This is a genomic window from Marinobacterium nitratireducens (assembly GCF_014645375.1).
Lineage (GTDB): Bacteria > Pseudomonadota > Gammaproteobacteria > Pseudomonadales > Balneatricaceae > Marinobacterium_A > Marinobacterium_A nitratireducens.
Genome location: NZ_BMLT01000015.1, coordinates 32,812 through 56,620, shown reverse-complemented (window position 1 = coordinate 56,620; position 23,809 = coordinate 32,812). Strand labels below are relative to the sequence as shown.

At 63.1% G+C, this 23,809-nt stretch carries 18 protein-coding genes; 10 read left to right on the top strand and 8 right to left on the bottom strand.

What is annotated here, in order from left to right:
- Positions 1–95: 95 nt before the first annotated feature.
- The 4 genes from IEX85_RS21415 to typA all read right to left on the bottom strand — a co-directional run bounded on the left by IEX85_RS21415 (position 96) and on the right by typA (position 7,569).
- Positions 96–3,221, bottom strand: a complete 3,126-nt coding sequence (locus tag IEX85_RS21415) for an efflux RND transporter permease subunit (RefSeq protein ID WP_188862673.1) — start codon at positions 3,219–3,221, stop codon at positions 96–98.
- Positions 3,222–3,224: 3 nt separating this feature from the next.
- Positions 3,225–4,388: an efflux RND transporter periplasmic adaptor subunit gene (locus tag IEX85_RS21410; protein WP_188862672.1), complete on the bottom strand. Its 1,164-nt coding sequence runs from the start codon at positions 4,386–4,388 to the stop codon at positions 3,225–3,227.
- A gap of 188 nt (positions 4,389–4,576) precedes the next feature.
- Positions 4,577–5,551, bottom strand: coding sequence for an alpha/beta fold hydrolase (locus IEX85_RS21405; RefSeq protein WP_188862671.1), 975 nt, complete (start codon positions 5,549–5,551; stop codon positions 4,577–4,579).
- A 209-nt stretch (positions 5,552–5,760) separates the two neighbouring features.
- Entirely contained in the window at positions 5,761–7,569 is a 1,809-nt protein-coding gene (gene typA / locus IEX85_RS21400) for a translational GTPase TypA (protein WP_188862670.1), read from the bottom strand.
- Positions 7,570–8,039: 470 nt separating this feature from the next.
- Here typA and glnA point away from each other — a divergent pair, with 470 nt between their 5' ends.
- The 3 genes from glnA to glnG all read left to right on the top strand — a co-directional run bounded on the left by glnA (position 8,040) and on the right by glnG (position 12,270).
- Positions 8,040–9,446, top strand: coding sequence for a glutamate--ammonia ligase (glnA, locus tag IEX85_RS21395; RefSeq protein WP_188862669.1), 1,407 nt, complete (start codon positions 8,040–8,042; stop codon positions 9,444–9,446).
- Positions 9,447–9,770: 324 nt separating this feature from the next.
- Positions 9,771–10,856 (top strand): nitrogen regulation protein NR(II), encoded by a 1,086-nt coding sequence (gene glnL, locus IEX85_RS21390; protein ID WP_188862668.1) that lies wholly within the window; start codon positions 9,771–9,773, stop codon positions 10,854–10,856.
- Positions 10,840–12,270 carry a nitrogen regulation protein NR(I) gene (gene glnG, locus IEX85_RS21385; RefSeq protein ID WP_188862667.1) on the top strand — a complete coding sequence of 477 codons (1,431 nt, stop codon included), beginning with the start codon at positions 10,840–10,842 and terminating at the stop codon, positions 12,268–12,270. The genes glnL and glnG overlap by 17 nt, the downstream gene beginning before the upstream one ends.
- Before the next feature lie 325 nt (positions 12,271–12,595).
- On the opposite strand, the gene IEX85_RS21380 is transcribed toward glnG, so the two are convergent.
- On the bottom strand, positions 12,596–13,993 hold the full coding sequence (locus tag IEX85_RS21380) for an aspartate aminotransferase family protein (protein WP_188862666.1): 1,398 nt from the start codon (positions 13,991–13,993) through the stop codon (positions 12,596–12,598).
- A gap of 221 nt (positions 13,994–14,214) precedes the next feature.
- Entirely contained in the window at positions 14,215–14,946 is a 732-nt protein-coding gene (locus tag IEX85_RS21375; protein WP_188862665.1) for a GntR family transcriptional regulator, read from the bottom strand.
- Between the two features lie 397 nt (positions 14,947–15,343).
- Here IEX85_RS21375 and IEX85_RS21370 point away from each other — a divergent pair, with 397 nt between their 5' ends.
- The 7 genes from IEX85_RS21370 to IEX85_RS21340 all read left to right on the top strand — a co-directional run bounded on the left by IEX85_RS21370 (position 15,344) and on the right by IEX85_RS21340 (position 22,051).
- Positions 15,344–16,435 carry a polyamine ABC transporter substrate-binding protein gene (locus IEX85_RS21370; protein WP_188862664.1) on the top strand — a complete coding sequence of 364 codons (1,092 nt, stop codon included), beginning with the start codon at positions 15,344–15,346 and terminating at the stop codon, positions 16,433–16,435.
- 77 nt (positions 16,436–16,512) lie between these two features.
- The gene (locus IEX85_RS21365) at positions 16,513–17,682 is read left to right on the top strand and encodes an ABC transporter ATP-binding protein (protein WP_188862663.1); all 1,170 of its coding nucleotides are present in this window, start codon (positions 16,513–16,515) and stop codon (positions 17,680–17,682) included.
- Positions 17,683–17,687: 5 nt separating this feature from the next.
- Positions 17,688–18,632: an ABC transporter permease subunit gene (locus tag IEX85_RS21360; protein WP_188862662.1), complete on the top strand. Its 945-nt coding sequence runs from the start codon at positions 17,688–17,690 to the stop codon at positions 18,630–18,632.
- Positions 18,629–19,441 (top strand): ABC transporter permease subunit, encoded by an 813-nt coding sequence (locus IEX85_RS21355; protein WP_229722050.1) that lies wholly within the window; start codon positions 18,629–18,631, stop codon positions 19,439–19,441. Before IEX85_RS21360 ends, IEX85_RS21355 begins: the two co-directional genes overlap by 4 nt.
- Before the next feature lie 137 nt (positions 19,442–19,578).
- The gene (locus IEX85_RS21350; RefSeq protein WP_188862661.1) at positions 19,579–20,325 is read left to right on the top strand and encodes a glutamine amidotransferase-related protein; all 747 of its coding nucleotides are present in this window, start codon (positions 19,579–19,581) and stop codon (positions 20,323–20,325) included.
- 12 nt (positions 20,326–20,337) lie between these two features.
- Positions 20,338–21,147 (top strand): helix-turn-helix transcriptional regulator, encoded by an 810-nt coding sequence (locus tag IEX85_RS21345; protein ID WP_188862700.1) that lies wholly within the window; start codon positions 20,338–20,340, stop codon positions 21,145–21,147.
- A gap of 439 nt (positions 21,148–21,586) precedes the next feature.
- Positions 21,587–22,051 (top strand): tRNA (cytidine(34)-2'-O)-methyltransferase, encoded by a 465-nt coding sequence (locus tag IEX85_RS21340; protein ID WP_188862660.1) that lies wholly within the window; start codon positions 21,587–21,589, stop codon positions 22,049–22,051.
- Between the two features lie 58 nt (positions 22,052–22,109).
- Here the strand turns inward: IEX85_RS21340 and IEX85_RS21335 are convergent, their stop codons facing one another.
- The gene (locus IEX85_RS21335) at positions 22,110–22,913 is read right to left on the bottom strand and encodes an ABC transporter permease (protein ID WP_188862659.1); all 804 of its coding nucleotides are present in this window, start codon (positions 22,911–22,913) and stop codon (positions 22,110–22,112) included.
- A complete protein-coding gene (locus IEX85_RS21330) occupies positions 22,910–23,767 on the bottom strand; it encodes an ABC transporter ATP-binding protein (RefSeq protein WP_188862658.1) in 858 nt (285 codons plus the stop codon). Before IEX85_RS21330 ends, IEX85_RS21335 begins: the two co-directional genes overlap by 4 nt.
- Positions 23,768–23,809 lie beyond the last annotated feature (42 nt).

Below are 23,809 nucleotides of genomic sequence, written 5' to 3'. Positions count from 1 at the left end.
TTTTCAGTATATGACGCTCCTGCAAGCGGCGCACAGGGTGCGCCCCGGATCGGAAAAGGGGTTGGAGCCGGGCGGTAGCTGCTGCAGGCGTATCGCTATCGCCGATCCCCAGCCGGGTTCCGGACTTTCTCCCGCAGCGTCTGGATAACATAGTAGAACACCGGTACCAGCAGCGTGCCGACGACGCCGGCGGCGATCATGCCGCCGAATACGGCGTAGCCGAGGGAGTTGCGACTGGCGGCGCCGGCGCCGGATGCGATCACCAGAGGCAGTACCCCGAGAATGAAGGAAAACGCGGTCATCAGCACCGCGCGAAAGCGCATGCGCGCCGCCTTGATGGCGGCATCCCTGGCGCTGAGCCCTTCCTCGCGCTGCAGCTTGGCGAACTCGACGATCAGAATGGCGTTCTTGGCGGCGAGGCCAATCAGCAGCACCAGCCCGATCTGGGTGTACAGATTGATCTCGGACTGGGCCACCAGGACGTTCAGAAAGGCGCCGAGTACCGCCACCGGCACGGCCAGCATCACCGCCAGGGGAATGCTCCAGCTTTCATACAGCGCTACCAGAAACAGGTAGGTGAAGACCAGCGAAAGCGCGAAAATCAGCGGCGCCAGGTTGCCTGCCTGGATCTCCTGGAAGGTCTGCCCGGTCCAGGCGTAGGTGAAGCCGGCCGGCAGCACCTGGGCGGCGACCCTTTCCAGGGCGTCGATGCCTTCGCCGGTACTGTGGCCCGGGGCCAGGATGCCGTTGATCGATACCGAGCCGAAAAGGTTGTACTGGTTCAGCACCTCGGGACCCAGTATCGGGCGGATCTTCACCAGCGTCGACAGCGGGACCATGTCGCCGGCTGAAGTGCGGACGTAGAAACGGGCGATATCGCGTTCCGAATTGCGAAAGTCCGTCTGCGCCTGCAGCATGACGCGGAATACCTTGCCGAACTGGTTGAAGTCGTTGACGTAGGCGCCGCCGAGCATGACCTGCAGGCTGTTGAAGATCTCGGCGAGCGGGATGCCAAGAGTCTTGGCCTTTTCCCGGTCGACATCGATGAACAGTTGCGGCACGTCGGCGCGGAAATTGCTGAACGCCAGCGCGATGGCGGGTTCGCCGTTGGCGGCGACGATAAAGCCGCGCATCGCGGCGGCCTGTTCCGCCGGGCTGCGGCCCAGGGTGTCCTGCAGCACGAACTGCAGGCCGCCGACGGTGCCGACACCGGGAAGGGCAGGCGGGGTGAAGGCGCGTGCGTTCACCGCCGGGTTTGCCGCGTACAGGCCCTGCAGGCGGTTGAGGATGGCGGTGTCGCGCAGCCGCGGATCTCCGGTGCGCTCGTCCCAGTCGGTCAGGTTGACGATCATCAGACCGCCGTTGGAGGCAATCGAGCCGCTCAGCAGCGAAAAGCCGGAGACATGGATGACGTGCTCGACGCCCGGCTCGGCAAGGGTCTGCTCGACCAGTTGCCGGATCACGGCCTCGGTGCGGTTGATCGAGGCGCCGTCCGGCAACTGGATATCGACCATAAACGCCTTCTTGTCTTCACTGGGCACGAATCCCGATGGCAGCGTGATGCCGAGCCAGGCGGTGGCGCCGATCAGGCCGGCGAAGGCCAGCATAACCAGCGCGCTTCTGCGCACCAGCGCGGTCACCCAGCGGCTGTAGCTTGCGGTCAGACGGTGGAAGATACGGTTGAAGGAGGCGTGAAAGCCACGCTCTCGGTGTCTTGGCGCCCGCAGCAGCGAAGCGCAGAGCGCCGGCGACAGCGTCAGGGCGTTGATCGACGAGATCACCACCGCGATGCAGATGGTGATCGAAAACTGCGCGTACATGCTGCCGGTGATGCCTGGCATCACGGCGGTGGGGGCGAATACGGCCAGCAGTACCAGGGTGGTGGCGACCACTGGGCCGGTCACCTCGCCCATGGCCTTGAGGGTCGCCGCCGCGGGCGGCAGTCCTTCCTCCTCGATGATGCGGGTGACGTTTTCGACCACGATGATGGCATCGTCCACCACCACACCGATCGCCAGTATCAGCGCGAACAGCGAAATGGTGTTGATGGTCATGTCGAATATCAGCAGAAACAGAAAGGTGCCGATCAGCGATACCGGTATGGCAATGGCCGGTATCAGCGTCGAACGCAGATCCTGCAGGAACAGGTAGACCACCAGTATCACCAGTAAAACCGAAATGAACAGGGTCTCCACCACCTCCCGGATCGAAACCGAGACGAACTCGGTGGTGTCGTAGAGGATCTCGTAGCTCAGGTCGTCCGGGAAGCGCCCGGCCTGACGCTCCATTTCGGAACGCACGGAAGCGGCGACCTCGAGGGCATTGGCATCGGAGCTCTGGTAAACGGCGATGATGGTACTGGGCCTGTTGTCGAGCTTGCCCTGGGCGTCGTAGCTCTGGGCACCGAGCTCGATCTCGGCGATATCCCCCAGGCGCACCATGCCGCCGCTGTCGTCGGCGCGCAGGATCACGGCGGCGAACTCGGCCGGTGTCTGCAACCGTCCCTTGGTCTGCAGGCTGTACTGAAACTGCTGGTCGGGGTCCACGGGCGCGGCGCCGATACGTCCGGCGGCGACCTGGATATTCTGCTCCTGCAGCGCCGCGACGACATCGCCCGGGGTGATCTCCAGGCTGGTCATGCGGTCGGGGTTGAGCCAGATGCGCATGGCGTAGTCGAGCGAGCCGAGGATACTGACCTCCGAGACGCCGTTCTGGCGCGCCAGGCTGTCCTTGATGTTGAGCCCGGCGTAGTTGCTCAGGAACAGGGAGTCGAAGGTGCCGTTAGGCGAGACCAGGTTGACCACCATCAGCATGTTGGGGCTGCGTTTCTTGACCCGCACCCCCTGCTGGGTCACGACCGCGGGCAGGCGCGGCATCGCCTGTTGCACACGGTTCTGCACATTGACCTGGGCCAGGTCCGAATCCGTGCCGACGGCGAAGGTCACCGACAGCGAGTAGCTGCCATCGTTGGCGGCGCTCGAGTCCATGTAGATCATATCCTCGACACCGTTGACCTCCGCCTCGATCACCTGGGCGATGGTGTCCCGGACGACTTCGGCACTGGCGCCGGGGTAGCGGGTGGATACATTGACCTGCGGCGGCGCTACCTGTGGGAATTCGGCCACCGGAAGGTTAGGGATGGACAGCAGTCCCGCAAGGCTCAGAACGATTGAAATGACGAAGGCGAACTTGGGGCGGGAGACGAAAAAGCGGCTGAGCATGCGTCAGTTCTCCACGCCGGACTCGAACGGCTTGACGCTCGCTTCGCTGGTCTGTACCTCGGCGCCGGCGCGGATTTTCTGCAGCCCCTCGACCACGATACGCTCGCCAGGTTCCAGACCCTCGACCACTTCCCATTTCACGCCGTAGCGCTCGCCCAGCACCACCGGACGGCGCTGCACCTTGCTGTCGCTGTCGACCAGCATCACGAAGCGACCCTGTTGATCCTCCTGCACCGCGGCCTGGGGTACCAGCAGCTTGGTCTCGTCCTGCGGCGCTTCGATGATCAGGGTGACGTACATGCCCGGCAGAACCAGTCGGTCCGGGTTGGGGAAGGTGGCGCGCAGGTCGACGGTACCGGTGGCGGTATCGACCCGGTTGGCAATGTAATCGATGCCACCCTGCTGATCGAACAGTTCTCCATTGGGCAGTCGCAGGTGCACCACCAGCTGGTCCAGCGGCGGCATTGAGGGGTCGCCGCGGGCAATCATCTGCCGGGCGCTGGCGACATCCTGCTCGGAGGTTTCGATCAGTACCTGAATTGGGTCCAGCTGTACCAGCGAGGCCAGCAGCGTCTGCGTCGTGATCTGGTCGCCGATGGATACTTCGGATTGTGAAATGCGGCCGGTCAGCGGCGCCTTGACGCGGGTATAGGACAGGCGCAGCTGAGCGGCCGCCAGTGCCGACTGGGTCTGGGCGTACAACGCTTCGGTCTCGAGCCTGCGGGCATTGAGCTCATCCATGTCGCGTTGCGAGATGTTGCCTTTGGATACCAGTTGCCGCCCCCGCTCCCAGTTGGTACGGGCGACGTCGCGGCTGGCGGCGGCCTGCTGCAGAGCGGCTTCCTGCTGCGCCACTTCGGTCTGATAGGGGGCCGGGTCGATCTCGAACAGCACTGTGCCGGCTTCGACCTCGTCACCTTCGGTAAAGCGCTTGGCGATCAGCGGCCCCGATACCTGGGCCCGCAGTGCAACGTCTTCGATGGCGCGGCTGCGGCCGACGAATTCCCGGTACGGGCGTATCTGTTCGCTGCTCACCGCGGTGACGGTGACGCTCGGCGGCGGCGCCGCCGGTGGCGGCGCCGCCGGTGGCGCGGCTTCCTGTTCGCAGCCGGAGAGCGTCAGCAGGGCCAGCAATGCCGGCAGGCTGATGAGCGGTATCCTTGGCATCGTGCTGTTCCCGAGTCGAAAAGCGTCTGGATAAGGATAGTACGCTTCACTCAAGTCATATCCGTGTCGTAGCCGTCGAAGGGCTCAGGCGGCCCGCCCGGCGACGCTGGCCCGAACCGCCCGGGCTGCGGCGTCGCTGGCGCCGGCGACGGGCCCCTCTTCGATCCACCGATAGGCGGCGCCTGGGGTCAGTCGGAGGTCATCGTTTCCGTCGGTGCGACGATGTGCGGGTCGTGGCGCTGCTGCCTTGCAAATGCCGCGATCAGGTTCACGATCCGGTCTGAGCGGGTGTGATGCAGTGCATGACCGGTCGCCTCCAGCTCGATGCGCACGGCCCCCGGCAGCTGGGCGGCCAGGCGGTCGCAGTGGTTTCGGGGCGGCACTATGCTGTCGTCGCTGCCGGTCAGCAGCAGCAGCGGCTGGCGAATCTCGCCGTAGCGTTGGCTCTGTTCGGCGAGAAAGTCGCTGAGGTAGTGAATGTCCTCGGCATTGGCCCGAAATGCGTCCGGCCTCAACGACAGCGGAACACCGGTTCTTTGGACATAACCGTCGGGGACCGGGTTCGGTGCGAACACCTCGCTGACGGCCGTATCCAGCAGCAGCCGACCGAGCGGATAGACCAGGGTGCTGGAGAAAAGCCGGCCGATAAGCGGAACGCAGGCCAGACGGTTGTACCAGGCCACGCCGCCGGTCCAGGGGTGGGTCGCGCCCGCCAGCAGTACACCGCCCGCAGCCTGCCCCGGATAGGCGAGCAGGTAGGCCAGTACCACCGCTCCGCTCCAGGAGTGTCCGACCATGACCGGCCGCTCGACGGACAGCGCCCCGAGCAGGCCGTGAATGAGCTCCGCCTGGCGGGCGGGATCGGGCCAGGGGCCTTTGGGCCTGGCGCTGAAACCGTGACCCGGACGGTCCACGGCAATCACGCGGTGGTGGCGGCTGAGCGGCTCGAAAATGCTGGCGCTGAAATCACGAAGGCTGGTGCTGGCGCCGTGCAGCAGCACCAGCACGGGACCTGTACCGGCCTCGCGGTAGTGCAGGCGAACGCCATCGACTTCGATGAAGTGCCCCTGCGGCGCGAAGGTGCGCCCGGCGCGGTAAGCGCCCAGTCGACTGACCAGCAGCAGAGCGGTCAGCGAACTCAGAATTGCAATCAGCCAGGGCATCGGGCAGTACCTGTGATAGTACCTGTAGAGCAACCTCCGCTCTGCGTCTGCAGACCGGCCCTCAGCTTCGAGTATAGGGAACTTGTATCAGAGTGAAAAAGGCATGAAATGGCAGGATGGGCGACCCGAAGAGGCATAAGAAAACGGAGCGCCGATGGCGCTCCGTTTCGTCAATGGCTTGCCGGGGCCGGCAGGGGCCCCCTAGTCGCTTACTTCTTGGCGCGCTTGCGCTCGTTTTCCTTGAGCAGCTTCTTGCGGATGCGGATATGCTGCGGCGTGACCTCGACCAGCTCGTCGTCCTCGATGAAATCCAGCGCCTGCTCCAGGGTGAAGCGGACCGGCGGGGTCAGCTGGATGTTTTCGTCGGTGCCGGAGGCGCGGACGTTGGTCAGCTGCTTGCCTTTGGTCGGGTTGACCGCCAGGTCGTTGCTGCGGCTGTGGATACCCAGGATCATGCCTTCGTAGACGTCGATGTTCGGGTCGATGCACAGGCGGCCGCGTTCCTGCAGGTTCCAGAGTGCATAGCCCAGCGCCTTGCCGGTGACCATCGAGACCAGTACGCCGTTATTGCGGGATACGACTTCCCCTTCCTTGACCGGACCGTAGTGGTCGAAGATCGAGGTCAGGATACCGGTGCCGGAGGTCATGGTCAGGAACAGCGAGCGGAAACCGATCAGCCCGCGTGACGGCATCATGAAGGTCAGGCGCACGCGGCCCTTGCCGTCGACTTCCATGTTGGTCATGTCGCCACGGCGCTTGCCGAGCTCCTCGATCACAGAGCCCTGGTGCTGCTCTTCGACGTCGAGCATCACCATTTCGTACGGCTCCTGAACCTGGCCGTCGACCACCTTCTGGATAACTTCCGGACGGGAAACGCCGAGCTCGAAGCCTTCGCGACGCATGGTTTCGATCAGGACCGACAGGTGCAGTTCTCCGCGGCCGGAGACCTTGAACTTCTCCGGGGTATCGCCCTGCTCGACGCGCAGCGCCACGTTGTGGATCAGTTCACGCTCGAGACGGTCCTTGATGTTGCGGCTGGTGACGAACTTGCCGTCCTGACCGGCGAACGGCGAATCGTTGACCTGGAAGGTCATGGAGACGGTCGGCTCGTCGACGCTCAGTGGCGGCAGCGCCTCGACGGCGGCCGCGTCGCAGAGGGTATCGGAAATGTTGAGCTCGTCGATACCGGTGATGCAGATGATATCGCCGGCCTGGGCTTCGTTGACGTCGACACGTTCCAGACCCAGGTAGCCCATGATCTTCAGCACGCGACCGTTGCGTACCTTGCCGTCGCGGTCGACGACCTTGACCTGGCCGTTGATGGCAATTTTGCCACGCTTGACGCGACCGACGCCGATAACGCCGACGTAGCTGTTGTAGTCCAGAGCCGAGATCTGCATCTGGAAGGGGCCGTCGAGGTCGACCGCAGGCGCCTGGACATGTTCGACGATGGCTTCGAACAGCGGCGTCATGTCATCGGCCAGGTCGTCGGCTTCGAGGCCGGCGATACCGTTCAGCGCCGAGGCGTAGACGATCGGGAAATCGAGCTGTTCTTCGGTGGCGCCGAGGTTGTCGAACAGGTCGAAGACCTGGTCTACGACCCAGTCGGGCCGCGCGCCGGGGCGGTCAACCTTGTTGACGACGACGATCGGGCGCAGGCCCTGGGCGAATGCTTTCTGGGTCACGAAGCGGGTCTGGGGCATCGGGCCGTCGACGGCGTCGACCAGCAGCAGTACCGAGTCGACCATCGACAGTACGCGCTCGACCTCGCCGCCGAAGTCGGCGTGCCCCGGGGTGTCTACGATGTTGATCCGGTAATCGTTCCATTCGATGGCCGTGTTCTTGGCCAGGATGGTAATGCCGCGCTCACGCTCCTGATCGTTGGAGTCCATGATGCGTTCGGCGCCTTCATCGCGGCGGCCCAGGGTGCCGGACTGCTGCAGCAGCTTGTCGACCAGGGTGGTTTTGCCGTGGTCGACGTGCGCGATGATGGCTATGTTTCTCAGATTCTCGATCACCAGTGTTTACCTTCAGGAAAAATCGCAAAGCCAGCATTATACGGGACCGGGGCCCGACAAGCGATCAGTGATTGACCAGGCTCCCGGCGTGCACGATCGAAAGGCGCGCGAGGTCCGGTTTGAGGTTTGTCCGGCAGCGGCAAGCCCGTGTTCATGCACGAAATAAAGGCCCGGGGCCCCTTTTTGTGGCAGACAGTTTCCAAAGGGTTGCAGTATGATGGGGCGGTGGGCGTAGACAGAACAGCGCGTCTTCAGTCTGCGCACCGTATTGGTGCTATATTTTGTACGATGCCCGCTTTTGGTGCGTACAAGGTCCGCTTCCAGGCGCCGGCCGGGCCTAAAATCAGGCATTTGGGCGAATTTCCGTGCTGGCACGAGGATTGCTACTAGTACGGCCAAGAGGTTTACGCCGTTTTTAAAGTACTGCAGAACCACCGGTCTGACAGTTTCAACAGAGTGGAGAAAGGCAAATGTCAGAGAAAACTCTGAATCTGATCAAAGAAAGCGAAGCGCGCTGGGTCGACATGCGCTTTACCGATTCCAAGGGTAAAGAGCAGCACGTGACCATTCCGGTTTCGGACATGGGTGACGACTTCTTCGAAGAAGGTAAAATGTTCGATGGCTCGTCCATCGCTGGCTGGAAAGGCATCAACGAGTCCGACATGATCCTGATGCCGGACGACAGCGCTTCCGTCCTGGATCCGTTCGCCGAAGACGCCACCGTTATCGTGCGTTGCGACATTGTCGAGCCGTCCACCGGTCAGGGTTACGAGCGTGACCCGCGCTCCGTCGCCAAGCGCGCCGAAGAGTACCTGAAGTCCACTGGTATCGCCGACAGCGCCATGCTGGGCCCGGAGCCGGAATTCTTCGTATTCGATTCCGTCGAGTGGCACGCCGACATCGGTGGCTGCGGTTACAGCATTTCTTCCGAAGAGGCTGCCTGGTCCTCCAACAAGCAGTTCGAAGGCCGCAACATCGGTCACCGTCCGCGCGTCAAGGGCGGCTACTTCCCGGTTCCGCCGATCGACTCCCTGCACGACCTGCGTGCCGCCATGTGCGACGCCATGGAAGCCATGGGCCTGACCATCGAAGTGCACCACCACGAAGTGGCCACCGCCGGTCAGTGCGAAATCGGCGTGCGCGGCAACACCCTGGTGAGCAAGGCCGACGAAGTTCAGATTCTGAAGTACTGCGTGCACAACGTTGCTCACAGCTACGGCAAGACCGCCACCTTCATGCCCAAGCCGCTGGTCGGCGACAACGGCTCCGGCATGCACGTTCACCTGTCCATGTCCAAGGACGGCGTCAACATCTTCGCCGGTGACAGCTACGGTGGCCTGAGCGAAACTGCCCTCTACTACATCGGCGGTATCATCAAGCACGCCAAGGCGCTGAACGCGCTGTGCAACCCGTCCACCAACTCCTACAAGCGTCTGGTGCCGGGCTTCGAGGCTCCGGTTATGCTGGCATACTCTGCCCGCAACCGTTCCGCTTCGCTGCGTATCCCGTACACCACCAGCCCGAAAGCGCGCCGCGTCGAAGCCCGCTTCCCGGACCCGGCTGCCAACCCGTACCTGTGCTTCGCGGCGCTGCTGATGGCTGGCCTCGACGGTATCCAGAACAAGATCCATCCGGGCGAGCCGGCTGACAAGGATCTGTACGACCTGCCGCCGGAAGAAGCTGCGGAAATCCCGACCGTTGCCGAGAGCCTGACCGAAGCGCTGAACGCGCTGGAACAGGATCGCGAGTTCCTGACCAAGGGTGGCGTCTTCACCGACGACATGCTGGACGCCTACATCGCGCTCAAGCGCGAAGACGTCGCTCGCGTCAACATGACCACTCACCCGGTCGAGTTCGACCTGTACTACTCGGTTTAAGACCGGTGGGCCGTTTCGGCGGCCCGCAACGTCTGAAAAAGCCTCCTTCGGGAGGCTTTTTTGTTGTTGCGCACGGGGCCTGGCTGTTCGCTGTCGCGGCGGCTAATGCCCTGTTGCGAAGCGGTCAAATTTATTGGTGCATGAATGTGCACTAATGTGGTGCATGCATCTGGCCGGGTATAGACTGCAATCAGGGGCGGAAGCGCCGCAGTCGTTGTCTCTACAGCGTTTTTGCGCAAAACAAAGAGTTGGCGCTTTTTTTGCTTTATCAGAATTATCGAAACCGGTCGGCCCGTCCGGTTTCGTCCGGAATGCGGATTCGCTATGTTCAGATCGTCCCAGCACAAACAGATTCTCGAAAATCTCACCACGGCCGTGGTCATGCTCGATGGCAGGCTTTGCATCGAGTACATGAACCCGGCGGCCGAGATGCTGTTCGAGGCGAGCGCCCGGCGTCTCAGGGGCAAGCCCGCCACCGACTGGCTGGCAAACAGTCCTGAAGAGCTTAAGGTGCTGCAGGAGTCGCTGGAAACCGGGCACCCCTATACCAAGCGCGAAGCCCGGATGATGACGCTGGGCGGTCATGAGCTGACGGTGGACTACAGCGTCAATTCCATTTCGCAGTCCCGCGGCGAACGCAGTCTGCTGGTCGAGGTCGAGGCGCGCGATCGTCTGATGCGAATTGAACGGGAAGAGGAGCTGCTGACACGGCACGCGTCGGCGCGCAACCTGGTGCGTGGCCTGGCTCACGAAATCAAGAACCCGCTGGGTGGCATTCGCGGTGCGGCGCAGTTGCTCGAGCGTGAGCTTGGCGACGAGGAGCTGCACGAATACACCCGCGTGATCATCGAGGAGGCGGACCGGCTGCGCAATCTGGTCGACCGGCTGCTCGGGCCGCGCAAACTGCCGCAGCTGTCCGACGTCAATATCCACGCCATCCTCGAGCGGGTCTGCAGCCTGGTCAGCGCCGAGAGCGGCAGCTGGCTGCATATCCAGCGCGATTACGACCCCAGTATTCCGGAGTTCGAGGGCGATGCCGAGCAGCTGATTCAGGCGGTGCTGAACATCGTGCGCAACGCCATGCAGGCGCTGGAACGCTCCGGCACTCCGGAGCCGTTGATCAGCCTGCAGACGCGGGCGTTGCGCCAGATTACCCTGGGTACCGAGCGGCACCGGCTGGTGTGCTGTGTCATCATCACCGACAACGGCCCCGGTATTCCAGAGCACATTCTCAACAATATCTTCTATCCGATGGTCACCGGTCATGCCGATGGCACTGGCCTCGGGCTCTCGATTGCGCAATCCATCATCAATCAGCATCACGGCCTGATCGAATGCACCACCGAGCCCGGTGAGACCCAATTCAAACTCTTTATTCCGCTGGAGCATCACCATGAGAACCTCAGGTAACGTCTGGATTGTGGATGACGACCGGTCGATCCGCTGGGTGCTGGAGAAGGCGCTGGATCAGGCGGGGCTCGAAACCCAGTCCTTCGACAATGCCGACGACCTCCTGCGCCGCCTGGGGCGCGACTGCCCCGATGCCATCATCAGCGATATCCGGATGCCGGGTACCGACGGCCTGCAGATGCTCGACCAGGTGCAGGCGGACCATCCGGAGTTGCCGATCATCATCATGACCGCGCACTCGGACCTGGAGAGCGCGGTGGCGTCCTATCAGGGCGGCGCTTTCGAGTATCTGCCCAAGCCGTTCGATGTCGACGAGGCCGTTGCGCTGGTGCAGCGCGCCGTTGCCCACGCCCACGAGCAGCAGCAGGAAGTCACCGAGCAGGTGATGGGGCGTGCCACCGAGATCATCGGCGAGGCGCCGGCGATGCAGGAGGTGTTTCGCGCCATCGGTCGTCTGTCACAGTCCAATATCACGGTACTGATCAACGGCGAGTCCGGTACCGGCAAGGAGCTGGTGGCCCATGCGCTGCACAAGCACAGCCCGCGCGCCAGCCGGCCGTTCATTCCGCTGAATATGGCGGCGATACCGAAGGACCTGATCGAGTCGGAGCTGTTCGGTCACGAGAAGGGCGCCTTCACCGGCGCCGCCGCCGCGCGGCGCGGCCGCTTCGAGCAGGCCGACGGCGGTACCCTGTTCCTGGACGAGATCGGCGATATGCCGGCCGATACCCAGACCCGGCTGCTGCGCGTGCTGGCCGATGGCGAGTTCTACCGGGTCGGCGGCCACACCCCGGTGAAGGTGGATGTGCGCATCATCGCCGCGACCCATCAGAATCTCGAGAAACTGGTGGCGGACGGCCGTTTCCGCGAGGATCTGTTCCATCGCCTCAACGTCATCCGGATCCACATACCCAGGCTTTCCGACCGTCGCGAGGACATTCCGCGTCTGGCGCAGCATTTTCTGGCCACCTCGGCCAAGGAGCTCAACGTCGAGCCGAAGATACTCAAGTCGGATACCGAGAAGTTCATGTGTCACCTGCCGTGGCAGGGCAACGTGCGCCAGCTCGAGAACACCTGTCGCTGGCTGACGGTCATGGCCTCCGGCAGGGAGGTGTTGATCGAGGACCTGCCGCCGGAGCTGCTGGAGCAGCAGGAGCAGGGGACGACGGTCAGCGCCAACTGGGAGCAGGCGTTGCGGCTCTGGACCGATCAGCAGCTTGGCTGTGGTCGCCAGGGCATTCTCGAAGAGGCGGTGCCGGCGTTCGAGCGCATCATGATCGAAACCGCGCTCAAGCACACCGCAGGCCGGCGTCGCGACGCCGCCCAGCTGCTCGGCTGGGGTCGCAATACCCTGACCCGCAAGATCAAGGAGCTGGGGATGGATGGCGGCAACGAGCAGGATGAGGATGAGTAGCCATGTCCCGTGGCGAACCGGTTAGGCACCGCGGTCATTCGCGGCGAGGCGCCGCTCCTACGGCGGGGTTGGCACACTGGCCTTGTCCCCAAGGAGGCACGCCTCGTGGCGAACCGGGCGGGCACGATGGTTGCTGAATGTGTAGGGTGGGTTAGCGGCGCCTGGCTTCTTGATATCCGCTGCTGCCGGTATGTGGGCGCCGCGTAACCCACCATCGAGGTGAAGTTGGCCTCTTGGCGGGTTACGACGCGCCCAGTTTTCCTGGGGGCGGACAGATACGACGATGCGCGTCTAACCCGCCATACGGGGAGCGTGTAATGGCTTTCTATAAGCCCTGCGTCCGTACGCTGTCCAGCGTAAGGTCGAAGCATTTGCGTACCTTGGCGCACAGCTCGTCCACTTCCTTGCGGCTGATCACCAGCGGCGGTGACAGCACCATGCGGTCGCCGACGGCGCGCATGATCAGGCCGTTCTCGAAGCAGTGGTCGCGACAGAGGGTGCCAACGGTGCCTTCGTCGGCGAAAAACTGCTTGGCCTCCCTGTCTTTCACCAGGGCGATGCCCGCAACCAGGCCCGCACCCTCGATATGCCCCGTCAGCGGCTGGTCGGCGAGCACCGCGCGAAGCTGCTGCTGGAAGTAGGGACCGATATCGTCGGCGACGTAATCCACCACCTTTTCCTGTTTCATCAGGCGGATATTGGCGACTGCCACTGCCGCCGCTACCGGGTGGCCGGAGTAGGTGAAACCGTGGAAAAACTCGCCGCCTTTCTCGATAAGGCAGTTGGCGACACGGTCGCCGACCGCCACCGCCGAAATCGGCATGTAGCCCGATGACAGTCCCTTGGCCATCGACATCAGATCCGGTTCGATGCCGAAGGTCTGGGAACCGAACCAGCTGCCGGTGCGACCGAATCCGCAGATCACCTCGTCGGCGGCCAGCAGGATGTCGTACTTGCGGCAGATACGCTGAATTTCGGGCCAGTAGCTGGCCGGCGGCACGATGACGCCGCCGGCGCCCTGGATCGGCTCGCCGATAAAGGCGGCGACCTTCTCCGGGCCCACCTCCAGAATTTTTTCCTCCAGCGCGCGGGCGGCCTTGAGGCCGAAGGCTTCCTCGTCGAGATCGCCGGCTTCACCGTACCAGTAGGGCTGGTCGATATGCTCGATATTCGGCAGGTAGGGCCCTCCCTGCTTGTGCATCGCGCCCATGCCGCCGAGGCTAGTGCCGCCTATGGTACTGCCGTGATAGGCGTTCTTGCGCCCGATCAGCACATTCTTTTCCGGTTTGCCTTCCACTGCCCAGTAGTGCCGGATCATGCGGATCAGGGTGTCGACCGCTTCGGAGCCCGAGTTGGCGAAGAAGATATGGTTCAGATCCCCGGGCGTGACGCTGGCGATTTCCTGCGCCAGGACCGCGGCCGGTGTGGTGGTGGTCTGAAAGAAATGATTGTAGTAGGGCAGTTCGTCGAGCTGCTGCTTGGCGGCGTCGATCAGTTCCTTGCGGCCGTAGCCCATGTTGACGCACCAGAGCCCGGCCATGCCGTCGATGATGCGATTGCCCTCGGAATCCCATACGTAGACGCCTTCGCCACGCACGATGACGCGGGCGCCCTTGCTGTTGAGCGCGGCGGTATCGGTGAACGGATGCCAGTGATGGTTGGCGTCGATCCGCTGGATCGCTGCGGTCAGGTTTTCGGTCTGGGTGACGGCGTTCGATTGCATGGTTCGCTCCCCTCGGCTGCTTTCCGCGCGATGTGCGGCGGACGGTTGTTGTTGGTTTATGTTCGCCATTTTGTGATCACAAAATATTTAAAGTCAATATATTTTTGTGATCACAAACTTTTGGCTTGGGGTGGGTATCGCGGGGCGAGTGGCAGGGGAGCGGTCGGTGCGCAGGCGCCCGCTCCGCGGGCGAACTGGTATGGCGGCTCCAGAGGCGGGGGTTAATCGCCCGCAGAGCGAGCTCCTACCTTCGGTGAATCGTCCATCACTTCGTCCAGCAGACCCGAGTCCACCACGAAGGCGTTGCCGTCGCGGATGTCGGCCGCGATGGCCCGGCGCAGGGCGAAGGCGTCCTGACTGCGAATGGCATCGAGCGCCTCGTTGTGGCGGTCCACCTGGTAGTGCTCGTCGAGCTGGCTGGTGGCCAGGCGCATGAAGGGGCCAAGCTGCAGCCAGAGACTTTCGATCAGCGGTACCGTGACCTGGTGCGGGTTGGCCTCGTACAGGCAGCGGTGGAAGCGCTGATTGCAGATGCTGACCCTGTCGTGGTCGCCCTCGAAGTAGGCGGCGTCGATCTCGGCGTCGATGCGCCGGAGCTCGTCTATGCGGGCCTGGTCGATGTAGGGGAGGGCGCGTTCGGCGGCGTGGCTCTCCAGCGCAATTCGCGCCTCGTAGAGTTCCCGGAACTTCATCGCCGACATGCGCGGCACCTGGACACGGCGATTGCCGAGAATTTCCAGCGCGTTCTCGGCGGCGAGCTGGCGCAGCGCCTCGCGCACCGGCATCGGGCTGACATCGAGCAGCCCCGCGAGCTCGCGAATGGTCAGTGCTCGCCCCGGCGCAATGGCGCCGCACATCAGGGCGTTTCGCAGGCTGCGGTAGACCCGCTGATTGACGGTCAGGTTCGGGTCCAGGCCTTCGAGTGTGAGTTTGAGCGGTGCTTTCTGTTTCATCGGATCCGGGGCGGGTGCCGTTGTTGGCCCGGGCTGCGGGCCTTGTTGGGGTCTTTGCCTTATTGAGCCAAGCCGGGGCGCCCGGATCAAGGGTCTGGGCCCAGGTATAGGCCGGGCCAGGCCTTTGTATATCTTAATGCGATCACTAATAACAGGCTATAGCGAATTCTTCGCTGCGCCGGGGTTGCGTGCCAAGAAAAAATGTGATCACAATAAGGCTCAGTTTGAACGACGGCTGGCCCCTGTCCCGAACCGGACTTAGGGGGCGAATACCTCCCGGGAGGTATTCAGTCTTGTGGCCGGCGAACCGTAACGTGTCGGGGGGACGTGAGCCAGGGCATCGTTCGGTTCGCGATCATCCACTCCGACAAAAAAAATTAGAGAGGAGCTTCAGGCAATGACTTTGAAAAAGACTCTGATGGGCGCGGTTCTGGGCAGTCTGGTGGCCACCGGCGCGCATGCACAGGAGCCGGTGCTGAATATTTACAACTGGTCCGACTACATCTCGCCGGAGGCGGTCAGCCAGTTCGAGAAGGAGACCGGTATTCGCGTCAATTACGACGTCTACGATTCCAACGAGGTGCTCGAGGCCAAGCTGATGTCCGGTCGCAGCGGTTATGACCTGGTAGTGCCCTCGGCGTTCTTCCTGGAGCGCCAGATACAGGCCGGCATCTACGCCGAGGTCGACCGGGATCAGCTGTCCAACTACGGCAATCTCGATGCGCAGCTGCTGCAGACCGTCTCGCGCAACGACCCGAACAATGTCCACGGCGTGCCCTACACCTGGGGAACCACCGGCATCGGCTACAACGTGGACATGGTCAGGGAGCGGGTGGGCGACATGCCGATCGACTCCTGGGACCTGATCTTCAAGCCCGAGCTGGCGGCGAAGGTGGCTGACTGTGGCCTGGCGGTGCTCGACTCGCCGGCGGAGGTGGTTGCGCTGGCGCTCAACTATCTTGGCCTGGACCCCAACAGCGAGAGCAAGGCCGACCTGGATCAGGCCGAAGCGCTGCTGGCATCGGTGCAGCCGCACATCAAGTATTTCCACTCTTCACAGTACATCAGTGATCTTGCCAACGGTGAAATCTGCGTTGCGCTCGGCTATAACGGCGACGTGCTGCAGGCCCAGGATCGCGCCGCCAGTGCCGGTCAGGGTATCAGCGTCGGTTACAGCATCCCCAGGGAAGGCAGCCTGGCCTGGTTCGATCTGATGGCGATTCCGGCCGACGCGCCCCATCCGGAGGCGGCGCACAAGTTCATCAACTTCGTGCTGCAACCCGAAGTCGCGGCCGGTATCTCCAACTTCGTCTACTACGCGGTGGCCAACACCGAAGCACAGCCGCTGCTCAACGAGGACGTTCGCAGCAACCCCGGGGTCTATCCCTCCGAGGAGGTCAAGGCGAAGCTGTTTGCGCAGAACGCACATACTGCCAAGTTCGACCGCCTGCTGACCCGCGCCTGGACCCGCGTCAAAACCGGCCGCTAAGGGCCCGTTCGCTGGTGTCCTGACCCCGACCGCCCCGTCCGCGGGGCGGCCTCCCGTCCTTTGCCGAGAAGAGTCCCATGCAGTTGTCCGAATACACTCAGCAACCGGCACCTGTGCAGGCGCCGGACGATGTCCAGGCGCCCTGGCGTCGCGCTGACGCAGAACCCTTTGTGCGGATCGAAAACGTCAGCAAACACTTTGGCGAATTCGTCGCCGTCGACAATGTTTCCCTCGATATCTACCAGTCCGAACTGTTCTGTCTGCTGGGCGGCTCCGGCTCCGGCAAGAGCACGCTGCTGCGCATGCTCGCCGGCTTCGAAACGCCGACCAGCGGCCGCATCCTGATTGACGGTGTGGATATCTCCGCGATCCCGGCCTGGAAGCGGCCGGTGAACATGATGTTCCAGTCCTATGCGCTGTTTCCTCATCTGTCGGTGGCAGACAACGTCGCATTCGGCCTGAAGCGCGACGGTGTACCGCGGGCCGAAGTGAAAAAGCGGGTTGCCGAGATGCTGGATCTGGTGCAGCTCGGTCATCTGGGACGGCGCAAGCCGCACCAGTTGTCGGGCGGCCAGCGCCAGCGCGCGGCACTGGCGCGGGCACTGATCAAGCGGCCCAAGCTGCTGCTGCTCGATGAACCGCTCGGTGCGCTGGACAAGAAACTGCGCGAGGAGACCCAGTTCGAGCTGATCAATATTCAGGAAAATCTCGGCGTCACCTTCATGGTCGTTACCCATGACCAGGAAGAGGCAATGACGCTCTCGACCCGCATCGGCGTCATGAATCAGGGCGAGATTGTCCAGGTCGGCGAGCCGCACGACCTCTACGAGTATCCGCAGAACCGCTTCGTTGCCGAGTTCGTCGGCTCGGTCAACCTGTTCGAAGGGCAGGTGACCGAGGATGAAACCGACTTCGTGCGTATCCATTCACCGGAAGCCGGAAGCAGCTTTTTCATCAATCATGGCATCAGCTGCGCACCGGGACAGAAGGTGTGGGCGGCTGTGCGGCCCGAGAAAATCCGTATTTCACGCGACAAGCCTGAGCAGGCGGACAACTGCCTGGAGGGGACCATCGACGAGGTCGCCTATATGGGCAGCCTGTCGGTGTTCCGTGTGCTGTTGCCGGGCGGCCGGCAGATCCGCGTCACCAAACCGAATATGGCGCGCCGTTTCGACGAGCGCCTGAACTACCGCGACCGGGTCTGGTTGTCCTGGAGCGGTGACAGCTGCGTGGTACTGACGTCATGAACAGTATGTCCCAATCCGCCCCGCTGGCGGTCGGGCGCCGGCGCCCGTCGTGGCTTCGGCTGCCGGGCCGGCTGATACCGGGCCGTAGCCTGGTGGCCTCGGTGCCGACGCTTTGGCTCGGGCTCTTTTTCCTGATTCCGTTCGCGGTGGTACTGAAAATCTCGCTGGCGGAAACGGCGATTGCCGTGCCGCCCTATACCAGCCTGTTCGAGTGGGATGGCGCCGTCGCCGCGCTGTCGCTGAACCTTGGCAACTATCAGTTCCTGTTCGAGGACTCGCTCTACCTCGATGCCTATCTGAACTCGATCAAGGTGGCGGCGATCTCGACGCTAATCACCCTGATCATCGCTTTTCCGATGGCCTATGTCATCGCGCGGGCGACGCCCGGGCGCCGCGTGGTGCTGCTGTCACTGGTGATACTGCCGTTCTGGACTTCCTTCCTGTTGCGCGTTTACGCCTGGATGGGGTTCCTGAAAAAGAACGGCGTCGTCAACGATGTGCTGCTGTCGCTGGGTCTGATAGACCAGCCGCTGACCATGCTGCAGACCGACTTTGCCGTTTACATCGGCATCATCTATACCTATCTGCCGTTCATGATCCTGCCGCTCTACAGCGCCCTGGAGAAGCTCGACGACTCCCTGCTGGAGGCCGCAGAGGATCTTGGCTGCCGACCGTTGCAGCGCTTCTGGCTGGTGGTGGTGCCGCTGTCACTGCCGGGCATCGTGGCGGGGTCGTTGCTGGTGTTCATTCCGGCAGTCGGGGAGTTCGTGATTCCGGCGCTGCTCGGCAGTTCCGATACCCTGATGATCGGGCGGGTGCTCTGGGACGAGTTCTTCCTCAACCGCGACTGGCCCATGGCCTCGGCGGTCGCGACGATGATGCTGTTGTTCCTGGTGGTGCCTATCATGCTGTTGCGCAACGGGCAGGGGCGCAAGGAGGAGGCCGCATGATGCGCTATCCCGGATTCATGAAAACCTCGGCCTGGCTGGGATTCATTTTCCTCTACGCGCCGATCGTCTCGCTGATCGTCTACAGCTTCAATGCGTCCAAGCTGGTCACCGTCTGGGGCGGCTTCTCGTTCAAGTGGTACGCGGAGCTCCTGCAGAACGATCAGATCATCGACGCAGCCATGGTCAGTCTCAAGGTGGCAGTGTCCAGCGCCACCCTGGCGGTGGTGCTCGGTACGCTCGCCGGTTTCTGTCTGTCGCGCTTCGGGCGCTTCCGCGGCCGGCTGGCGCTCTCGGGCATGATCACCGCGCCGCTGGTGATGCCCGAGGTGATCACCGGGCTGTCGCTGCTGCTGCTGTTCGTCGCCCTCGAGGGGATGTTCGGCTGGCCGTCCGGTCGCGGCACCACCACGGTGATCATCGCCCATACCACCTTCTGCATGGCCTATGTCGCGGTCATCGTGCAGTCGCGGCTGGCGAGCCTGGACGAGTCGCTGGAAGAGGCGGCGATGGACCTCGGCGCGCACCCGTCGACGCTGTTCTTTCTGGTCACCTTGCCGCTGATCGCGCCGGCGCTGATCTCAGGCTGGCTGCTGTCGTTCACGCTGTCGCTCGACGATCTGGTCATCGCCAGCTTCGTCTCGGGCCCCGGTAACAGCACGCTGCCGATGGTGATCTTTTCCAAGGTGCGCCTCGGCGTGACGCCGGAGATCAACGCACTGGCAACGCTGATGATTCTGGTGGTGGCGATCGGCGTGCTGGCCGCCGCCTGGCAAATGCGCCGCCAGACCCGTCGGGCGCCGGCGGCTTGATTCTGTATATGGCAGAGCATGCAGAAAAGTAGGGTGCTGGTAAGCGAAGCGCACCGCACCGACCAGGCGGTGCGGTTCACTCCGTTCACCGGCACCCTGGGTACTTCCATGCTTTCGTGGTTGAAATAGGTAATGACATGAAAATAGGTATTCTCGAAACCGGCACCAGTCCTGAAGAGATGAAGGCCGCCTACGGCAGCTATTCGGATCTTTTCGTGCGTCATCTCGGCGCCGTCGATGAAACGCTCGACTTCGAGGTATTCCGCGTCGTCGACGACGTTTTTCCGCAATCGCCCGGCGACTGCGACAGCTGGGTGATCACCGGCTCGCGCCATGGTGTTTACGAGGACCTGCCCTGGATGCGACGGCTCAAGGACTTCATCGTCGAGCTGTGGCAGGCGCGCCGCCCGCTGGTCGGCATCTGCTTCGGCCACCAGATCGTCGCCGAGGCGCTGGGCGGGCGGGTCGAGAAGTCGAGCCGCGGCTGGGGTGTCGGTCTGCACGCCTATCAGCTGGTAGGCGAGGGCAACGGTCTTGGCAATCGCGGCGGTCGGCTGACGCTCAACGCTCTGCATCAGGACCAGGTGGTCGAAAAGCCGGCCGGTGCCCGGGTCTTCGCCTCGTCGGATTTCTGCCCCTACGCCGGCTTGCAGTACGGCGACAGCATTCTGACGTTGCAGGCGCATCCGGAGTTCAGTATCGACTACACCGCGGCGCTGCTTGAGCTGCGCAGGGGCAGTCCGATCACGCCGCAGCGCGTGGACGAGGCCCTCGCCGGTCTGCAGTCCCCGGGGGCGGCGAGCGATTCGGGGCGGGTGGCGCCGCGGCTGGTGGCTTTTCTGCGCGGTCTGGACGAGTCTGCCGCGTCGGCGGCGGGGTTCTGAGCCGTGTCGGTCATGCCGGTACCGGGCATCGAGTCGGCGGCCTTCATCGGCTGGCAGCAGGAAGTCGCCGAGCTGATCGATCATATTCGTCAGCCCGGTTTCCCGCGCCGGCTGGCGCAGGTGCTGGGGCGCCTGGTGCACTGCGACACCATGCTGGTCGCGGTATTCCGCGAGCAGGAACGCCCCATCGTGCTGTTTTCCGAGAGCGAGGACGAGCGCAGCCCGGCGATGCAGCGCTACCTCAGCGAAGCCTATATGCTGGACCCGGTGTTCAATGCCGTTGGCCGCGGCATCCGTCCCGGTGTGCAGCGGCTGTCGGATATAGCGCCGGACTGTTTCGAGCAGAGCGACTACTATCGCAACTGCTACCGGGAGTTCAACCTTTGCGACGAGGTCGACCTGTTCGTCTATCCGGAGCCCGGCACCGCCTTCACGGTGTCGATCGGACGTGGCCCGGAACTCGGCTCCGTGACCCGTGCCGAGCGTCAGGCCCTGCAGGCCCTGTTCCCGATTGTCGAGGCGCTGGTGAAGCAGTTCTGGCTGGTGCATTCGGCCAGTTACCTGCGCCAGCCCCGGGCCGGCGGCCCCCTGGCCCGGGCGCTGGACTCGTTCGGCTGCGGCGTGCTCACGGCCCGCGAGCAGCAGATCGCAGGCCTGGTGCTGCGCGGCTTTTCCACCGATGCCATCGCCGCCGAACTTCATATCAGTACCGGTACCGTCAAGGTGCATCGCAGAAACATGCACGCACGTTTCAACACCTCGACCCAGTCCGAGCTGTTCGCGCGCTTTCTCGATCACCTCGCGACACTGGCACCGTTGTGATTGCGTGAGGAGGTAAGGACGTAAGGACGTAAGGACGTAGGAGCGAAATGCTGGCAGCCCTTACGCCTCACGCTTAACGCCTCACGAATCCCCTTGGCCTGTATCCGAACACCCGGCCCTCGGGCATACGGTGCGGTTCGTTGCACTCACCAGCACCCTACAGGTTTGGAGAATCAGGGTGTTATCAAAATGTAGGGCACCTTGAGCGCAGCGAAACGTGCCGTGAAAATATTACCGAAGTAAACCGGCGCCGTTCGCTGCGCTCAGGGCGCCCTACAAGGTCGGATCGATTGCAGGGTGCCGGTGAACGGAGTGACCGCCAGGGATGGCGGAAAGACTGGCATTGCAGGAGCGCATGCCAGCGAACCGCACCATGGCGGGAGGCGCCTGTTTCCGGCACACTAATCGGCTTTCGCCAATCAAGCTAATCGTGCCAGCAATGCTCAACGTCGTCCTGTACCAGCCGGAAATCCCGCCCAACACCGGCAATATCATTCGCCTGTGCGCCAATACCGGTTTCAGCCTGCATCTGATCGAGCCACTGGGGTTTGATTTCGACGACAGGAAACTGCGCCGCGCCGGGCTGGATTACCACGAATTCGCCGCGGTGCAACGCTGGGCCGATCTCGACAGCTGCGTACGGGCGCTGCAGCCGGCGCATGTCTGGGCGCTGACGACCAAGGGCAGCCGCTGTTACAGCGAGGCCGAATTCGCCGCCGGCGACGTGCTGCTGTTCGGTCCCGAAACCCGGGGGCTGCCGGGCGGCGTGCTCGACCCGTTGCCGGCCGGTCAGCGACTCAGGCTGCCGATGAAGTCTGGCAGCCGCAGCCTGAACCTGTCGAACTGCTGCGCCGTGGTGGTGTACGAGGCCTGGCGCCAGCTCGGCTTCGGTGACGGCGCCTGAGGCCCCGGTAAGCTTGACGGGACAGTCGCCGTCAGCGACTGTCCAGACGTGGCGCGAATTAGTTTTCCGTCTTCATTGCGCTTTCGTGCCAGTTGCGCAGCGCCAGGTTGGATAACCACACCATCAGGGTGAACAGCAGCACGCCGGTAACGGTAATCAGCATCAGCGCCGCAAACATCTTCGGAATCTGCAGGCTGTAGCTGGACTGCAGGATCATGTAGGCAAGCCCTGCTTTTGCACCGCCGGTGCCTGCGACGAACTCGGCCACCACCGCTCCGATCAGCGCCAGGCCCGAACTGATGCGAAGCCCGCCGAAGAAGTAGGGCAGTGCGCCCGGAATGCGCAGACGCACAAGCTGCTGCCAGCGGCCCGCCCGGTACATGCGGAACATGTTGAGCAGGTTCGGATCGACACTGCGCAGCCCCAGCGTGGTATTGGAAATGACCGGAAAGATGGCCATGATCACCGCGCACACCGTCAGTGACCAGGTGGTGTCGTCGATCCAGATGATAATCAGCGGCGCGATCGCCACTATCGGGGTGACCTGCATCAGGATCGCATAGGGGAAGAGACTCATCTCGATCCATTTGCTCTGGATAAACAGCAGCGAACAGGCCACGCCCAGTAGCACGGCAATCGCAAACGCCAGGAAGGTGACCTTGAGCGTCGTCAGCAGGGCATTGAGCAGATCCAGCCAGTTTTCCTGCAACGCCGAGAATATCGTCAGCGGACCCGGCAGCACATAGGGCGCGACCCCGGTAGCCCGCACAGCGATTTCCCAGATCAGCAGAAATAAAAGGCCGACGCTAATTGGCGCGGCGATCTGCACGAAACGTTCGTTACGGATAAGGGGAGCGTTCATGATGCGGCCTCCTGTCCCATGCTGCTGGCCTTTTCCAGCGATTCCGATACCTGGCGGCAGTAGTCGGCAAAACGCTGCGACACGCGGAAGTCGGGGCCGCGGGGGAAGGGTTCGTCGATGTCGATCTCTTCCACTATCCGGCCCGGCCGTGCGCCCATCACCACTACCCGGCTCGACAGATAGACGGCTTCATACACGCTGTGGGTCACGAAGACGATGGTCCAGCCATTGGCCTGCCAGAGCCTGAGAATATCGTCATTCAGCTTGTTGCGGGTCATCTCGTCCAGGGCGCCGAAGGGCTCGTCCATCAGCATCAGATCCGGCTCTGTCACCAGGGCGCGGGCGATGGAGGCCCGCATCTGCATGCCGCCGGACAGTTCCCGCGGATAGGCGCCGCCGAACTGGCTCAGCCCGACCATTTCCAGCGCGGTGTCGATCCGTCGCTCGGCGTGTTCGCCGGCAGCCTTTTGCAGATCCAGCGGCAGTCGCACATTGGCGCGCACCCGCGCCCAGGGCATCAGGGTCGCATTCTGGAATACGAAGGCCAGCTTGCGGCCTTTGGAACCGACCACGTCGTAGTCCTGTTCCCACCATTTGACGCAGCCGGCGCTGACATCGCCAAGTCCGGCCATGATGCGCAGCAGGGTACTTTTGCCGCAGCCGGATGGTCCCAGCAGGCTGATAAACTCTCCCTGTCTAACATCCAGCGTTGCATCCTGCAGCGCGACGGTGCCATTGGCATAGATCTTATCCACATGCCGGGCCTGAATGACGGGCCGGGCGCTGCGCGTTTTGGGTCCGTTGGTGACGGGCGGGTTTTCCACGGATTCCGGAACAAGTTTTAGGGCGGACATAATGTCTCTCCTGTGCAGGAGGGTGCAGTCCCGGGACTGCAC

What these genes read in the sequence shown, in the direction of transcription:
- IEX85_RS21415 (WP_188862673.1), bottom strand. Translation starts at nt 3,221, where the DNA reads ATGCTCAGCCGCTTTTTCGTCTCCCGCCCCAAGTTCGCCTTCGTCATT.
- IEX85_RS21410 (WP_188862672.1), bottom strand. Translation starts at nt 4,388, where the DNA reads ATGCCAAGGATACCGCTCATCAGCCTGCCGGCATTGCTGGCCCTGCTG.
- IEX85_RS21405 (WP_188862671.1), bottom strand. Translation starts at nt 5,551, where the DNA reads ATGCCCTGGCTGATTGCAATTCTGAGTTCGCTGACCGCTCTGCTGCTG.
- glnA (WP_188862669.1), top strand. Translation starts at nt 8,040, where the DNA reads ATGTCAGAGAAAACTCTGAATCTGATCAAAGAAAGCGAAGCGCGCTGG.
- glnL (WP_188862668.1), top strand. Translation starts at nt 9,771, where the DNA reads ATGTTCAGATCGTCCCAGCACAAACAGATTCTCGAAAATCTCACCACG.
- glnG (WP_188862667.1), top strand. Translation starts at nt 10,840, where the DNA reads ATGAGAACCTCAGGTAACGTCTGGATTGTGGATGACGACCGGTCGATC.
- IEX85_RS21380 (WP_188862666.1), bottom strand. Translation starts at nt 13,993, where the DNA reads ATGCAATCGAACGCCGTCACCCAGACCGAAAACCTGACCGCAGCGATC.
- IEX85_RS21375 (WP_188862665.1), bottom strand. Translation starts at nt 14,946, where the DNA reads ATGAAACAGAAAGCACCGCTCAAACTCACACTCGAAGGCCTGGACCCG.
- IEX85_RS21370 (WP_188862664.1), top strand. Translation starts at nt 15,344, where the DNA reads ATGACTTTGAAAAAGACTCTGATGGGCGCGGTTCTGGGCAGTCTGGTG.
- IEX85_RS21365 (WP_188862663.1), top strand. Translation starts at nt 16,513, where the DNA reads ATGCAGTTGTCCGAATACACTCAGCAACCGGCACCTGTGCAGGCGCCG.
- IEX85_RS21360 (WP_188862662.1), top strand. Translation starts at nt 17,688, where the DNA reads ATGTCCCAATCCGCCCCGCTGGCGGTCGGGCGCCGGCGCCCGTCGTGG.
- IEX85_RS21355 (WP_229722050.1), top strand. Translation starts at nt 18,629, where the DNA reads ATGATGCGCTATCCCGGATTCATGAAAACCTCGGCCTGGCTGGGATTC.
- IEX85_RS21350 (WP_188862661.1), top strand. Translation starts at nt 19,579, where the DNA reads ATGAAAATAGGTATTCTCGAAACCGGCACCAGTCCTGAAGAGATGAAG.
- IEX85_RS21345 (WP_188862700.1), top strand. Translation starts at nt 20,338, where the DNA reads ATGCCGGTACCGGGCATCGAGTCGGCGGCCTTCATCGGCTGGCAGCAG.
- IEX85_RS21340 (WP_188862660.1), top strand. Translation starts at nt 21,587, where the DNA reads ATGCTCAACGTCGTCCTGTACCAGCCGGAAATCCCGCCCAACACCGGC.
- IEX85_RS21335 (WP_188862659.1), bottom strand. Translation starts at nt 22,913, where the DNA reads ATGAACGCTCCCCTTATCCGTAACGAACGTTTCGTGCAGATCGCCGCG.
- IEX85_RS21330 (WP_188862658.1), bottom strand. Translation starts at nt 23,767, where the DNA reads ATGTCCGCCCTAAAACTTGTTCCGGAATCCGTGGAAAACCCGCCCGTC.